Origin of the sequence: Terrabacter sp. 2YAF2, from assembly GCF_052114705.1 — a bacterium.
GTDB lineage: Bacteria > Actinomycetota > Actinomycetes > Actinomycetales > Dermatophilaceae > Terrabacter.
Window position 1 is genome coordinate 1 of the sequence record NZ_JBFRFG010000038.1, and the last position, 13,905, is coordinate 13,905.

Consider the following 13,905-nt stretch of genomic DNA (forward strand, 5'->3'; position numbering starts at 1 on the left):
GCCTCGTCGACGATCATGGAGCAGGCCTCCGACGCGGCCGCCGAGTACGATGCCGCGAGCGCCGCTGCCAGGGCCCTCATCGGGTTGTCGGCTCGAATCAGCTGGTCCAGCAGCGCGTCCGAGTCGTAGGGGGACGGCGCGGCCGTCGAGAGTTCGTTGATCACGAGCGAACGGAAGGGCTCGTCGCCGGGGCCGAGACCCTCGTCGAGTCTTGCCACCGCTACCGCGGTCTTGACGTGGAAGGCCGCGAGCCCTTCAGGAGTATCCACACCTCCCATGATCCTCGCCGTCGCGGTGGCGGAGGGCAGTTGCTTACTTTCCCAGCGTCCTCCCAAGCGGACGAGAGTGCCGGGCTTGGCGACGCGCAGGGCGGTGGGTCCGCCATGGCGCGGGGTACCGTGCGCGCGCGACGACGTCCAGCGCCCCCCGACTGGAGGGCGCGAGGGCCCGGCGCCGGACGCCGCCCGACACATCGTGACCGCCCGGGCACCTCACGTCTCGCAAAACGGCGGTTCTCGCCCTCTGCGGGTACACGTGCGGCATAGGGTGGCAGAGTCGCCACACATTGGGAGGTATGTGCCATGGTGACCGCGAACGAGCTGGCTGACTTCCTCGTCAGGACCGCGGCAACCATCGGGAGGCTCGACCTCACCCTCGGACCTGACGACCGCAGCTTCCGCGAGCTCGCGATCGGCGAGATGGTCGAGGGCATGCCGATGCCCCGACCCCTCGACGGCGTCCGCGAGCAGCTGCTCGCCGGCCTCGACCCCGCGGGTGCGCTGTCACACACCTTCTCGCAACAGGCTTCCGTGTTCAGCGAGGCCGCGGCACGCGCGACCCTGGCCGTCGTCGAGGAAGCGGTCCAGCACCTCCACGCTGCCGGAGGAGACGCCGCCGTGGACGCCTTCCTCGACGGGTTGCAGGGCCGAACCGAGGAGCCGGCCGCATAGACGAACCGCCCGAACACGCCTCGGGTGGCGCTAACGGAAGCGCTGACGCTAGGCGGCGGCACGGCGAGCGGGCACCAACGGCGCGCGTGCGTTGGGGCCTGGGCCTCCCGCACGTGTTGGCCTTTGGGCGCCGAGGCGTCCCATGGTCAGGCCACCTTGTGCGCGGACCACATGTAGGTGCCGCAGTGGGCCTCGACCGTGCCGCCATGCGGCTGGACGATGCGGCGCACCGCGTGCTGCAACGTGGCCAGGCGCGCGGGGCCGAGTTGTTGGTGGTCGCTGAAGGTCGCCACCATCCCTGCCCACTCGTACGGAGTGAAGTGGCGCCGCCCACCGGTTCGTGCGTGTTTCCCCCGGTGTCAGGGAAGGGACGCCGGTGAACGGGTCGGTGTCCTCTTGCCGGGTCGGGTCCTCGCCAAGGACGGCGAGTTCGGGCGCGTGCGCGGGTCGTGCGCGCGGCCCGCGACAGGAGCGGACGCACTTCCCCTCGGGCCGCCCGCAACCGCCCGCGACCGCGCGGTCCGCAGCCGGCTGGGCCACTTCCTTGCGGTCAGGATGTCCTAGTTCCGCACGCACTCATTTGCCGCTGATGGTGCGTGTCGTGCTGCTGGCGGCAGCCATGCGCGAGACCGCCGCCCGGGTCCAGTAACCCGTCCCCGTTGGCCGACCCCCACAGGGCCTCGTTACAGCGAGGGTTACAGCGACCCTTGCAGCGAGGGATTCAGCCATGCCCCCTGTGCTCGGCCGGCAGTCCGGGTGAAGCTCAGCTGCTCAGCGACGGCGGTTACCGACACGAGTCGCCAGATGCGGCTGTCGCGTCAGCCAGTCTGCGGCTACGGGGTGCGGGCTCGGCCGCCCCAGGTTTCGAGGTCGGCGAGGTCGTGCGGGGTCAAGCCGACGCTCGTGTCCGGAGCGATGAGCAGGGACTCGACCCCTCGGTGCGTGAGCCAGCGCTTCGTCACCTCGGTACGCGACGGGCTGAGGTGGTCTTCGCACCATGCGAGAGACCTGACCTCGTCGTGGCTCCCCAGCCACTGCTGCAGCGCCTGCAGTTTCCACCACCGAGATGGGGGCAGTGGCTCCTCAGCAGTTCCGATGTCCACCCATGACCGGCCCGGGAAGGGCACTACGGCGGTCCGCATCTGCTCTGACCAGCTCGTCAACCACCAGCACGTCACGCCGGGTTGAGCCGCGAGCCGGTCCAGCCGCGCGCACATTGTCGGAGAGGTGTAGACCGGACCGAAGACGTCGCCCGCGACGACGTCATCGCCCCAGGCCGTGTGGCCGCCGATCGGTGAGACCACCCCGTCGACATCAACCACGAGCGCATGGGTCACCTTTTGAGTGTCGCAGCCCGCCACGGCGCGGGCGACGGCGTACGAGCGACCTGCCGGTCGTCTTGGGGCACGCTGTCCGCGGGCGTCCGGGCGGGAGGTCGACAAGGACATCGCCGTCCTGGCTCTCCAGTCCGCCGCCGCCCCAGCGCTGAGGTTCCTGGACGACGAGCCGCTGCGCGGCGCCCCCTCACCGTGGCCCGCCGCGCTGCGGCGTACGCGACCTTCGTCGGCGTGCGCCCGTGCTCCCGTCTACGGGTCAGTCAGGGGCGACTGGGGTGAGCGGGGCGATCACGGCGTAGTCGGGACCGAAGTAGTCGTTCGGCTCGGCGAACATCTCGAGCTGGATCTGCTGGCCGGCGAACGGGCTGAGGTCAAGGGTGGCGGTGGCCGCTCCGGTCCCGTCAGTCCAGAAGGCGACAGCGTGCCCGCCGCAACGGACGCCGACGCCGTACGGGGCGTTGGGCCGCAGCCCGGTGAAGACCGCGGTCGCGGTGCTGCCGGCGAGTGTGATGGTGCCGGGCGATGCGGGCTGCGTGGTGCTGGTCGTCGTGGTCGTGGGCCCGGAGACGGTGCTGGCCTGGGTCGGGAGCTCCTCGCCGTGGCTGCCGGGAGCGCCGTGGTGCGCGGTCGTCGTCGTGGTCACGCTCGAGGGTGTTGTCGTGGTCGTTTCCCAGGCAGTCAGGACTGGCGCCCCCGGGGTGCAGGCGCCGGCGATGTTCACTGCGTACTCGAGGTCGTAGGCGGGTCCGGATGTCGACGTGAACGTCGCGGGAGCGGGTGTGACGGTGACGATCGGGGTTCCCGGCGTGCTCGTCGTCGTCGTGCACGTGGTGATGCCCCGTGAGAAGGAGCAGCCGGCGGGGACCGCGGAGGCCGGGTTGCCCCCGGTGGCGGCGCTGGCCGTACCGGACATGGCGGCGAGCAGTGCGGCGGACGCGGCGAACGACGCGGCGATTCGGACCTTGTTCAAGAATGACTCCCAGCAGGTGCGACGTCAGCGATGACGTCGACGGTGTCCCGACTGTCTGAACGATCAGCCGGACCCCCGCGGCGCGGTGAGGGAATCGGCGCCGGGGTTCACGCGGACCGTACAAGGCGCCCGACTGCCGCGAAGTCGTTTTGAGAAGAATGCCCGGCTCCGTTCGGCGATCGTCGGGGCAGCGGGAGCCCGGCTGGCCGTGCAAGCCGGCTCTCGCGCGCCTCCTCCGCCAGCTACTTCTGAAGGGCCTTTCTCCTGGTTCGGGTCATGCGAGGATCGGGTTGGACTCGGGCGTCGGACGTTGTCCGCCCCGCGAGACGTCGTCAAGGGCAGTGGAGGCGCCATGGAGAAGCCGGTCGGTTCGTTCGATGGGCTGGACGGCTCGAGCTTGGTAGCGGTTCTGGACAGCCTCCCCGAGCTGGTCGCGTTCTGGGATCGCGGCGAGCGGTGTGTCTTTGCGAATGCGGCTGCCGCGGCGGCGTTCGGGCGTTCGGCCGAAGGACTGCGGGAAGTTCCGCTCGTGGACGTTCTCGGGACCCATGCCGCGACGCTGATGCGCTCCCGGTTCCTGAACGCCCTGAAGGGTGAGGGATCCGAGCAGGAACGAGCGCTCTTCGACGGCGAGGGCGAGCTGCGGCAGTACCGCACCACCTACACCCCGGTCTGCATCGACGAGGTGGTCATCGGCGTCGCGATCGTGCTCGTCGACATCACCGAGGAACTCAACACGCAGGCCCAGATCTTCCGCGACAGCCTCCAGGTTGCCCGGCTCACCGAGCGGCACCGACTCATGGTGACCGCCGGCAGCGAGGTGCTGGCCAGGCTCCGCCGGACCTTGGACCAGCTGCAGCCGCCCATCCCCGATGACCAGCCGGAGGCCCACCTCCACCGGCTGGCTGAAGAGCTGCGCAACTGCACCCGCCGGCTCCGTCAGGGCACCCGGGCGTCGCCCCCGGCCTCAGAGGACGGCACGGTCTCGAATACGGTGCCGACCACGGCGCCGAGCACGGTGTCGACCTCTCCCTTGTCCGTCGATCGGCGAAACTCGGACGGGGGGCTGTTGGCCGCCGCCTCGTCGGCGCAGGCATGCTTCCCACCGAGCTTCGTTCACCGGACAGCGCGCCTCGAGGCCGAGGTCTTCGCCCTGTTGGATCAGCTGCCGGTCGTCATCACCGTATGGGACCGAACACGATCGCTCCGCTACGCCAACCGAGCCGCTGAGGCGGTCTTGGCCAAGTGGGGCCACACGAGAGCGACGGGCCGGCGCCTGGAGCAGATAGTCAGCGAGGACTTTCTCCGGGTTCACGAGGCGCACGCCGAGGACGTCCTGCACGGCAGGACCCAGTCCTTCCACCGTCGCCAGATCAGCCCGGACGGGCAGGAGCACCACTTCCACGTCCGCTACGTGCCGCGAATCGCGGACGGTGAGGTCATCGGCGCCTTCGCGTACGCCTCCGACATCACCGACGCCATGAAGGCTGGCGAGGAGCTGATCGCGGCTCGGTCGGCATACGCAGCCCTGCAGGAGCGGCAGGCCATCGAGGACCGCCTTCACCAGTCCATCCTCCAGGAGCTGTTTGCCGCAGCGATGCTTCTCGACACGGCAGCCCGTGCCGGGGGCGACATGCCGGCTCGCGTCGAGGAGTCCAGGACGTACCTGCAGATGGCCCTGGACGGGTTGACGCAACTCTCCTAGCTCACCTTCCGACCTCTGACTTGGGCCGGTGTCGACCGGTGCGATTTTCTCCCGTCGCAACCGACTCTCCTGCTCAAAGCTTCACCGGGAGCTTTGAGACGCCGGGGTGGCGGCAACGCCGGGGTGGCGGCAACGCCGGGGTGGCGGCAACGCCGGGGTGGCGGCAACGCCGGCGTCTGCTTCGCCGGCGGGGTAACCGCCCATCCTGTAGCGACCCACCGGCCGCGGCCTTGCGTCAATGTCGCGAGTCGGCGGGGGTGGCAGGCGAACTCGGGTCGGCGAGCCGCCCGCGGGGTTCGAGCATGTCCGGCTCAGCTTGCGGCCAGGTCACCGGTGCCGGTCGCGGCCTCACGCACCTTGGCCCAGTGGTTGGTTCAGAAGATGACCAGGTGACGCAGCAAGCCCGGGCCGGGCGTGCGGCCGGAGAGGGCACGGCAGAACTCGACGGCGTCGAGCTCCAGTCGCTCTGCCCCGGCGCCGCTGACGAAACGGCCGCCGCATGGACCGGTCAGAGTCAGGTCCACCGGGTGCCCATGCAGCAGTGCCCACTCCCGGACGGCGTCGGCGACGATCCGGGCGTTCACTGGCGCGGAGAGGTCGACCTCGCCGCCGGTGGCGCGCGCGATGTCAAGGGTGTGCATCCACACGTCGCGGGTGTAGACGACATCGACGAGATGCCCGAGCCGAAGCCGCGGCGGCATCCCGGCGGACGAGCCCGACTGGGCGATGGGGACGCTGACCCGGCGCAGTAGCCGCGGGAGCCGCATCCGGCCGGCAACCGCCCGCGGCGCGAGTGAAGCCAGCATGCTTACCCGCTCGGCAGGGGACAGGGAGAGGTGCTCGCTGACCTGGAGGGCGTTGACCGCGTCGAGCGGGTTCCCGCAGTGATCGCTGCGGTGCCGGGCGCCCCAGGCCTGCTGTCGCAGGTTCTGCCGCAGGGAGGCGTTGGCCTCCGCGGCCCCGATCAGATGCCCCACCATGTCGGCGACCGACCAGCCCGGGCACTCCGTGGCTGCCCGCCATGCCTCGTCGTGCAGTGAGCGCAGCAAGCCGAGCAGCTGGTCGTAGGCAGCCAATGCGACCTCAGCCGATCGGTGCTCTTGGCGATCGGCGTGATCTGAGCGACTTCACTGGTGCTTGTGGTCATCCCACTCCCTACCTAACGCTGTTAGGCAAGAGTCGCGCTGCGCCTGTACCGTGTCAAGGGTGCAGCCCCAGCCCCCCACTCTCAGCCGAGACCAGCGGCGCGAGCGGACCCGGCGAGTCATCGTCGACGCGGCCTGGCAGCTGTCGCGCGAACGCGGCCTCACCGGCTGGGGACTGCGCGACCTGGGGGCGCGGGTGGGGATGCGGGCGCCGTCGCTGTACGTGTACTTCGCGAGCAAGGGCGCGCTCTACGACGAGATGTACGCCCAGGGCTACCGCGAGCTGCGTGCGGCGTACCAGTCTCTGCTGACGGCAGAACTGCCCGAGGAGGACCGGGTGCGCGCCGGGGCGCGCATCTTCTTCGAGTTCGCGGTCGCCGACTCCGCACGGTTGCAGTTGCTGTTCCTGCGGGTGATTCCGGCGTTCGTCCCCTCGGCCACGTCCTACGCACTGGCGAGTGAGGTGCTCGCGGAACTGTCAAAGGCGCTGCGCGCCGTGGGCATCGTCGACCCGGCGGCCCTCGACATCTGGACGGCGATGCTCACGGGCCTGGCGACGCAACAGGTCAGCAACGACCCTGGCGGCAGCCGCTGGGCAGACGTCCTCGACCGGACCGTCGACATTCTGCTGGCGGGACTCGCACCTAGCCCGGAGGGATAGGAGACGCTCGCTCATGCCGCAGAGGGCTCGTGCCGGAAACGTCCCATGCACATAGGTTCTTGTCCAGTGCCTGTCGAACGGGGCTGTCGCCGTTCGTGGTGACGTAAAGGCGGACGGAGGGTCCACCTCCAGGGAAGGAGTAGAGGTGACTGAGTTCCTCATCGCGTTCAACGACGAGTGGGTGCCCGACTACACCGCAGAGGAGATGGCCGAGAGGTTCGAGGCTGTCAAGGCGTTGCGGTCAGAGATGAAGGATGCCGGAGTCCTCCTCTTCACCGGTGGCCTGGACGATTCCCCCGCCTTCAACGTCGATGCCTCGAGTGGCACGCCGTTGTTCACCGATGGTCCGTTCGCCGAGACCAAGGAGCACCTCGGCGGCATCGCCGTCGTCGATGTCGCCGACGCCGAGGAAGCGCGGCTGTGGGCAGGCAAGATCGCGGTAGCCTGCGGTTGGCCCCAGGAGGTGCGACGCTTCGGAGTTGCGACGTAGCGTCAAGAGAACTGGTGCGGCGCCGGCCTCCCGATCAACGGGTACGGGGCGCTCATCCGTTCCGGTCTGGACCGGTTGCAGCACCGTATCCGGGAAGCGACACGCCACTGACTCCAGTGCCTCCACTTGTGGGCCTGTGCCGTCGCTCAACCGGTCTGCGGCACCGGGGGCCGGCTCGCGTGCAACAGTTCGGGCTGACGATCCAAGCCGACAGGAGAGCGATGATGCCGGACGAGCGCGAAGCCGTGACCTTCGAGACCACCTTGACCTCCAGCGGAAACAACACCGGGATTTCCGTGCCGCACGACGTCATCGAGCAGCTCGGGCGTGGGCAACGCCCGCCGGTGCTCGTGACCGTGAACGGCTACGAGTACCGCAGCACCGTGGCCGTCATGGGTGGCCAACACCTGATCGGGGTCAGTGCCGCGGTCCGCGCCGCCACCGGGTTGAAGGGCGGCGACCCCATTGCAGTGACGCTGAAGGTCGCGGACTCACCACGAGAGGTGGACGTGCCAGCTGACTTCGCGACCGCCATGGAGCACAGCGTTGCGGCTCGAGAGTTCTTCGACGGGCTGTCCAACAGCCTGCAGCGGCACCACGTGGACACCATCAACGCCGCCAAATCCCCGGAGACCCGGCAACGACGTATCGACAAGGCGGTCGCTCTGTTCGTGGCAGGCAGGCAGCGGTGACCACTCGGGGAGCTCGGCCCGGCCTGGCCCGGCTCCCCCAGCCGCAGGCACGCGACGCTCCGCGCCCTGTCACGAACCCGCCGGCGCCCGGGACGGGGATGAGGGCTTCTCTCGAGGGTGTCGAGGGTTTTCGCAGAGGAGCGGTGCCACCGCGTGCTCGGCGTGACTCCTGCGTCCGGGCTCAGGCTGTCGCGTAGGGGACGGTTCGTCCCACGGTGTGCAGGCCGAGCCGTTCGAGGATGGGCCGACTGTCCTCGGAGGCGTCGACCTGCAGAGTCGAGTAGCCGCGTTCGAGGGCGAGGTGGGCACGTCGGGAGACCAAGGCCCGGTAGATCCCGCGTCCTCGGTAGGCGGGCAGGGTGCTCCCGCCCCACAGGCCGGCCACCTGGGTCCCGCCCAGTGGCACCAGCCAGGCCGCGCTGACGGTCACGCCCTGGTCTTCGACGAGGAGGACCTCAACCGGTGCCGGGCCCGTGAGCCGGGCGTGCAGGTCATCGGCCAGCCAGGACCAGTCCTGGGCCCACACGTGGCTCTCGAGGGCCGCCACCCGGTCAAGGTCGGTGCGGGAGGTGACGGCCCGGACGGTCAGCCCCGCTGGCAACTCCGCGTCCCCCGCTAGCGCGGCCGCCTCGCCGAGGACCAGGGCCTCGGCAGCCTCCGGCCGGGCGCCGTGCTGGACCAGCAGGGGCCGCAGGTCGCGCCGGTCGTGGTCGAAGGTCTTCCACTCGAACCCTCGTCCGTGCTCATCGTAGAAGCCGAACGTTCGCGAGACCAGCCCTTGCAGCTGCGCCGCGGTCAATCCCGACGCATCGGCGGTCAGCATGGAGAACCCCCTGCCGTGGGGGGTCAGGCAGCGTGTCAACGGACCGTCCTGCTCACTGACCCAGCCGGCAGGGAGACGACGTGGGAAGGAGGCTCGAACCTCACGGTCGTACACGTCCAGCAGTTCGTCACGCGTCATGCCGCCGAGCGTTCCACACACCTGGGGGCCGAGCTCGACACACACGTCCGGGAGTCTGCCTCCGCGCGTGCTCCCCGTGCGTGATCTCCGCGCCTACCCGGTCCCAGGTGCCCCGACATGTGCACATTCAACGACCCCCCAGCGGGGGGCCGTCGGCGACCGCCACCGCCTGTGTCCTTACGGGAGGCCCAGACGGTGGGGTACACCCAGCGTAAAAGGGCCGCAGGGACGCCCGCGCCCGAACGCGCAAAGGCCCCAACCGGAAACCTCACCGACACCGCAACATCGCCAGCGATCTGCGCACGCCGGTCACCCACGTCGCAGCACCACCGCCCGAAGCGTGACCTAGGGGTGGTGGCTCCAGGCGGTGGCGTCTTTGCAGGCTAGCGAGAGCGCGCGACGGGCACCCCAAAACGCAGCGCGTCACTGGCGTTCCCGGTCGTGCCACCCTGCCACGGCTGGCCCGGCACGGTGGCTCCTGACGAGAGACGGCGGCTGCGGTGGGACCCCGCGCCTGGGAAGGCGGGCGCCCACCGGACTCAGCGGGTCAGAGGGTCCGTGCGCTGGCCTGCGCGACCAGCTCGTGGGCGGCCCGCCGGGCCGTGCCCCGGTGGCGGCCGCGGAGCACCGCGTTGCCCTCGAGCGCCCCCGGCTTGAGGTCGACCAGCGTCTTGAGCTGCGCGCCCAGATGGTCGTTTACCCGTGCGAGTAGCGTAGCCGCGCCGACGTGGTCCGCTCCCATGTAGTGCGCGCCGAGCGCAGCGGTGCAGACGGCGTCCCCGGCCGCGATCCCCGCGAGGGTGAACAGACCGATGCATACGTTGGTTGCGGCGCCGTCCTCGGCATCGACGAGGTCGGCCACCTCGAGGCACCTCTCCGCGACCTGGCGCCGGGATCGGCCCAGGCCATGTCCGCCTGCCGGGTCGTCGGCCTCGATGGAGTCATCAGCTGTGCACCGGTGCCAGCTCGACGCTCACGGCGTCCGTACGGCGGCTTGGAAGGTTCGGCGCCGGATGGGGCCACATCAACGAGCTTGCTGTGGTCGAAGACGAGCCCCTGCAACCGGTTACCGGGCCGGGTGGGCACCGGTCCTCGAGTGCCGGCGTGCCGGCGTCCCCCCGCCCGCGACCTCGTCGTACCCATCGGGCTTGGGCAGGGACGAGTCGATGTCGCTGCGCTCGGAGTCCTCGCCGCGCACGAATGACCGGACGACGGAAGCGTGCTCCCGCGCCAGATGCATGTCGGCGACAGCGCTCGTCAGCCGGGTGGGCATCGTGCAGCCGCAGCTGCGTTGCGGTCAGCACGGCCGGGGTGAGCAGGGCCTGGCCAGGCAACCGGCCGGTGAACCCGGTGGTGGCAGGTCCGCTGCGCACCCGCTGGCGCCCGGTCCACGACCCGCGTCCCGCGAGCTGACGGATCGGGCTCGTCCCCTTGCCTGACTCGGTCCGGGCCAGAACGGTGCGGGCCGCCGAGTCGAGGCTGGGCGCCGGAGAGCGCAAAGGCTTTCGCGGATCCATACGCCATCGTCTCAGTTTTGGCAGAGCCGCAGGGAGTAGCGGAAGAAGCTGTGGAGTCGCAGCCACGCTCCTCGGAGCGTCCAAACATCGAGTCGGCCGCGCCACCCGCGTCGCCACCGAGAGGAGCGATGCGGATGACGCGGTCACGCCGAGCCAGAGACATCCGCGGCCCGTATGCCCAGGCAGGACCGTCGTGCCCGTTGTTGTTCCTGGTCCAACAGACGAATCCCGTTGCCTTGACCCCGTCCCGGAGCGTCGTGGGCCCTCCGGGCGCGCTCGGCGGCATACCAGGCTCCTGAGCCCCTTGGCGGCAGACGAGGCTCCGGTCCCGGAACTCCCGGGTCACGCGTGGGTCGGCCGTGTGAGGGCCATCAGGTCGCGCAGCCCGGCCTCCGGGAGGTAGGCCCGGCTCAGCGCGAGGCCGATCCTTGGGAGAGCGGCCTCGTCGGGGAAGACGAGGTAGAGCGGATCGTGCACCGGCTGGAACTTCGACTTGAACGCGTGCAGCGACCGGAAGCCGTAGTACGGCTCGAGCGTGGCGCCGAGCCGGTCGAGGAAGAGGTCGAGCGTTCCGCGGTCGAGGTCGTCGCCGCCGGACTGGCGGCTCCGCGCCAACGGAGCGCCCGAGAGCGAGACGGCCGTGCAGCCCTCATCGCGGAAGGTGAGGCAGGCTGAGGCGATGAGGAACTCCATCGAGTAGCGAAAGCCCCCGGGCAGCCGGCGCATCACATCGAGGGTCCAGCCGACCGGCTCGCCGCCGCCCACGTCGTGGATCGGCATCCACGACGTCACGCCGTGAACCGTCGCGTCGGCGTCGACGGCGAGACCCACCCGCACGGCAGGGTCGAGGGCCTCATCGACCCCGCCCAGCGTGAAACCCATCTCCGGCAGGCCCATGTCCTCGACCCATTCGGACGAGATCGCCTTGACCTGCATCTGCAACCCGCGTGGCATGGCCCCCAGCGGCGCGAGGGAGAACCGGATGTTGCGCTTGGAGGCCTGGTTGAGGCCCGTGCGCACGTCCTGCCAGGCCTTGCCGACGAAGTCGAGGTCAGCCAGCTCGATGACAGCTTCCTCTGCCACCTGGAGGGCATGCCATCCCCGGGACCGTGCGTGGCGAGCGGCCTCCGCGCTCACGGTGAACAGGCAGGGAACCATGCCTTGGGCGTGCACCTGGTCGGCGAACTCGGCGAGCAGTGCCGACCGGTCCTCCTCGCGGGCCGCCACCGGGTCGCACAGGCCGACCGCGACGCCTGCGTGCACCCGATAGGCGACGTAGCCGGGGCGGTTCCTGCTGGAGAACCAGCGGTTCTCCGGCCAGGTCGTCATCCAGGCGAGTCGGTTGACCGTGCCTTCGTGGCGTAGCAGTTCGGTTGCCATGGCCCGCTGGTCCTCGTCTGCCGGGGCGACGAGGCTACCGATGGTGCGTCGCGCCCGTCGGGGCGAGGGGTTGCGGAAGGCGTGGCGGCCGGCCCAGAGCAGCGCCAGACCAACGGTGTTGAGGACGAGGTCGTAGGAGGCGGCCACGAGCCCCTGCTCGCCGACGACGACCATGTGCGCGAAGCTGGCGATCTGGAGCGCGATGACGGCGGCGAGGAGACCGACGGCCCAGAGCCACGCGCGCCGGCGGCCCTTGTAGAGGCTGCGCGCCAGCCAGAGCCACAGCACACCGAGGACGATCGGGCCGAAGAGGTTGCGGTGGGCGAGGTCGTCCGCCTGTGCCTGCGCCGACAGCGTCACGGCGAGTGGACCCTCCTCGGTCGTGAAGTTCGCGATGACGGCCTCGACCGCGGCAATGACGAAGAATCCTGAGGCGAGCAACCGGTAGTCCCGGCGCGTCAGGCGCCGCGGCACGAGGCGCGGCCGTCGGTCCTGGAGCAGCGGGCCCAGGAGGAGGCCGGCGCCGACGCCGACGACGTGCTCCAGGTCGGCCAGCGCGCCCATGTGGACGACGACGAGCAGCACGTAGGTGACGAGCACCGCCCGGAGTCGCCCGCGCCACGGTGGCGTCAGGGTGACGGAGGCGGCGGCGGCCGCCCCGAGGAAGCCCGCGGAGGGGCCGGCGTCGCGGACCCGCGCCAGCGCGGTCGTCCACGCGTAGCCGTGGTCACGCGTGAGCCAGAGCAAGGTGGCGGTCCCGACGACGGCCACGACGTGACACACGACTAGGGCGAGGGCGGCCCAGCGCGTGCCGAGGCGCCATTCGGTGAAGCCGCCGAACACCGCGACTCCGAGCAGGATCGGGACGTACTGCACCGGTTGCATCGCGAAGAACGCCCCGGTCGCCACGGTCCACCAGGCGCCGTCCTCGAAGGCGGGCAGCCCGTAGGCAACGGTCCGGACCACAGGCTGCGACGCCAGCGGCTCCCACAGGGTGCGGCTGAGGACCGACAGGACGAGGATGACGGCGACGAGGGTCGTGGTCAGGGGCAGCCGCCGCAGCGCGGCCAGGACGCGGACCATGCGACCATCGTCGACCAGTTGCCGGACTCGTGGTCGGGAACGACGGATCGGGCTGTCAGCGTGCCTTTGACGTGCCGCAGGTTGACGCTTGCAACCGGGGTCGCGGCCCAAGCCTCGAGCTGGTGTCAGCGCTCATGACGTCCATGGACAGCCTCCCGCAGGTCCCGGCACCAGCCCCCCGCGCGTTTTCACTCATGCCGCTTCGGGCCACTGCGACCGCCTGAACATGCCCATCGCGGGCGACCGACCCAGCCTGCCCGGGTCGCGCGGTCGGTCGTGCCGGACGAGCGGGTGTCGCCGGACCCTGCTCGCTGTTCGGGGAACCAGCGGCACCTGCCCCGGCGTTTTGAAAGGGGTGGCGTGTTGCCCGAACTCAAGGCAACGCCTGCTCTAGTGCGGACTCTCCTCAGGAAGGCGCCTCCAACGCCCCTCGGACACCACTTGGGCCACCCCGTCGACCACCCGGATCGCAGACTGGTCATCGAGGACGTATGCCGGCCCGCTGATTTCGGCAGCCCACTTCTCGGCATCGGCCATGGTGTTCTCCGGGAACACATCGAGATGGGGAAAGATCGAGAAGTCGACGAGGCCGAGCGTGCGGTCGTCGGGCGCTCCCGGCCACTGTACGAAGTCGGCACCGATCCTCGGCGTCATCACCATGCTGCCGGCGCTCACGCCCACCCAGACCGTGTCGGACAGCGACGGCAGGAGGGCCGCCAGCCCGGACTCCTTCATCCAGTGGCACAGATAGGTGGCCTCGCCACCGTCGACGAGGAGGACGTCGGCCGCACGAATCCACGGCACCCAGCGTTCTTCGCCGATCGTCGCCAGCGCGGTCAGCTCGAGCAGGCCGAGGGAGTTCCAGGACATCGAGGTCATCCCGCCCCACGGCGGCAGACCAGCGACAAACCCGCGCGCCGAGACCGGCCCGCACATCGGATGACCCCACTGAGCGGTGGGAATGCAGAGCGCTCTTGCCTCCTCGACCGGCTTGCCCAACAGATCGACGAGCGC

The 13,905-nt window shown here is 70.2% G+C and carries 14 protein-coding genes; 5 read left to right on the plus strand and 9 right to left on the minus strand.

Annotation, left to right across the window (positions count from 1 at the left end):
* On the minus strand, positions 1–269 hold a 269-nt coding region (locus AB4030_RS22035; RefSeq protein ID WP_442281340.1), incomplete at its 3' end, for a hypothetical protein.
* Positions 270–581: 312 nt separating this feature from the next.
* Here AB4030_RS22035 and AB4030_RS22040 point away from each other — a divergent pair.
* On the plus strand, positions 582–950 hold the full coding sequence (locus AB4030_RS22040; protein ID WP_442281341.1) for a hypothetical protein: 369 nt from the start codon (positions 582–584) through the stop codon (positions 948–950).
* Between the two features lie 146 nt (positions 951–1,096).
* Here the strand turns inward: AB4030_RS22040 and AB4030_RS22045 are convergent, their stop codons facing one another.
* The 3 genes from AB4030_RS22045 to AB4030_RS22055 all read right to left on the minus strand — a co-directional run bounded on the left by AB4030_RS22045 (position 1,097) and on the right by AB4030_RS22055 (position 3,257).
* The gene (locus AB4030_RS22045; protein ID WP_442281342.1) at positions 1,097–1,243 is read right to left on the minus strand and encodes a hypothetical protein; all 147 of its coding nucleotides are present in this window, start codon (positions 1,241–1,243) and stop codon (positions 1,097–1,099) included.
* A gap of 540 nt (positions 1,244–1,783) precedes the next feature.
* Entirely contained in the window at positions 1,784–2,287 is a 504-nt protein-coding gene (locus AB4030_RS22050; protein WP_442281343.1) for an HAD domain-containing protein, read from the minus strand.
* A gap of 256 nt (positions 2,288–2,543) precedes the next feature.
* Positions 2,544–3,257 (minus strand): hypothetical protein, encoded by a 714-nt coding sequence (locus tag AB4030_RS22055; RefSeq protein WP_442281344.1) that lies wholly within the window; start codon positions 3,255–3,257, stop codon positions 2,544–2,546.
* Positions 3,258–3,609: 352 nt separating this feature from the next.
* Here AB4030_RS22055 and AB4030_RS22060 point away from each other — a divergent pair, with 352 nt between their 5' ends.
* Positions 3,610–4,962, plus strand: coding sequence for a PAS domain-containing protein (locus AB4030_RS22060; protein WP_442281345.1), 1,353 nt, complete (start codon positions 3,610–3,612; stop codon positions 4,960–4,962).
* 374 nt (positions 4,963–5,336) lie between these two features.
* Here AB4030_RS22060 and AB4030_RS22065 read toward each other — a convergent pair whose 3' ends face one another.
* A complete protein-coding gene (locus AB4030_RS22065; RefSeq protein WP_442281346.1) occupies positions 5,337–6,038 on the minus strand; it encodes a maleylpyruvate isomerase family mycothiol-dependent enzyme in 702 nt (233 codons plus the stop codon).
* Positions 6,039–6,168: 130 nt separating this feature from the next.
* On the opposite strand from AB4030_RS22065, the gene AB4030_RS22070 reads away from it, so the two are divergent.
* From AB4030_RS22070 to AB4030_RS22080, 3 genes are all read left to right on the plus strand, one after another.
* A complete protein-coding gene (locus AB4030_RS22070; RefSeq protein WP_442281347.1) occupies positions 6,169–6,768 on the plus strand; it encodes a TetR/AcrR family transcriptional regulator in 600 nt (199 codons plus the stop codon).
* Positions 6,769–6,913: 145 nt separating this feature from the next.
* Positions 6,914–7,258, plus strand: a complete 345-nt coding sequence (locus AB4030_RS22075) for a YciI family protein (RefSeq protein WP_442281348.1) — start codon at positions 6,914–6,916, stop codon at positions 7,256–7,258.
* A 221-nt stretch (positions 7,259–7,479) separates the two neighbouring features.
* Positions 7,480–7,950, plus strand: a complete 471-nt coding sequence (locus tag AB4030_RS22080) for a YdeI/OmpD-associated family protein (RefSeq protein WP_442281349.1) — start codon at positions 7,480–7,482, stop codon at positions 7,948–7,950.
* A 181-nt stretch (positions 7,951–8,131) separates the two neighbouring features.
* Here AB4030_RS22080 and AB4030_RS22085 read toward each other — a convergent pair whose 3' ends face one another.
* The 4 genes from AB4030_RS22085 to AB4030_RS22100 all read right to left on the minus strand — a co-directional run.
* Complete coding sequence (locus tag AB4030_RS22085) at positions 8,132–8,773, minus strand: GNAT family N-acetyltransferase (protein ID WP_442281350.1); 642 nt, start codon at positions 8,771–8,773, stop codon at positions 8,132–8,134.
* A 685-nt stretch (positions 8,774–9,458) separates the two neighbouring features.
* Positions 9,459–9,773: a hypothetical protein gene (locus tag AB4030_RS22090; RefSeq protein ID WP_442281351.1), complete on the minus strand. Its 315-nt coding sequence runs from the start codon at positions 9,771–9,773 to the stop codon at positions 9,459–9,461.
* A gap of 997 nt (positions 9,774–10,770) precedes the next feature.
* Positions 10,771–12,891, minus strand: a complete 2,121-nt coding sequence (locus tag AB4030_RS22095) for a bifunctional lysylphosphatidylglycerol flippase/synthetase MprF (RefSeq protein WP_442281352.1) — start codon at positions 12,889–12,891, stop codon at positions 10,771–10,773.
* Between the two features lie 390 nt (positions 12,892–13,281).
* A partial coding sequence (locus AB4030_RS22100; protein ID WP_442281353.1) for a Type 1 glutamine amidotransferase-like domain-containing protein occupies positions 13,282–13,905 on the minus strand: 624 nt, incomplete at its 5' end.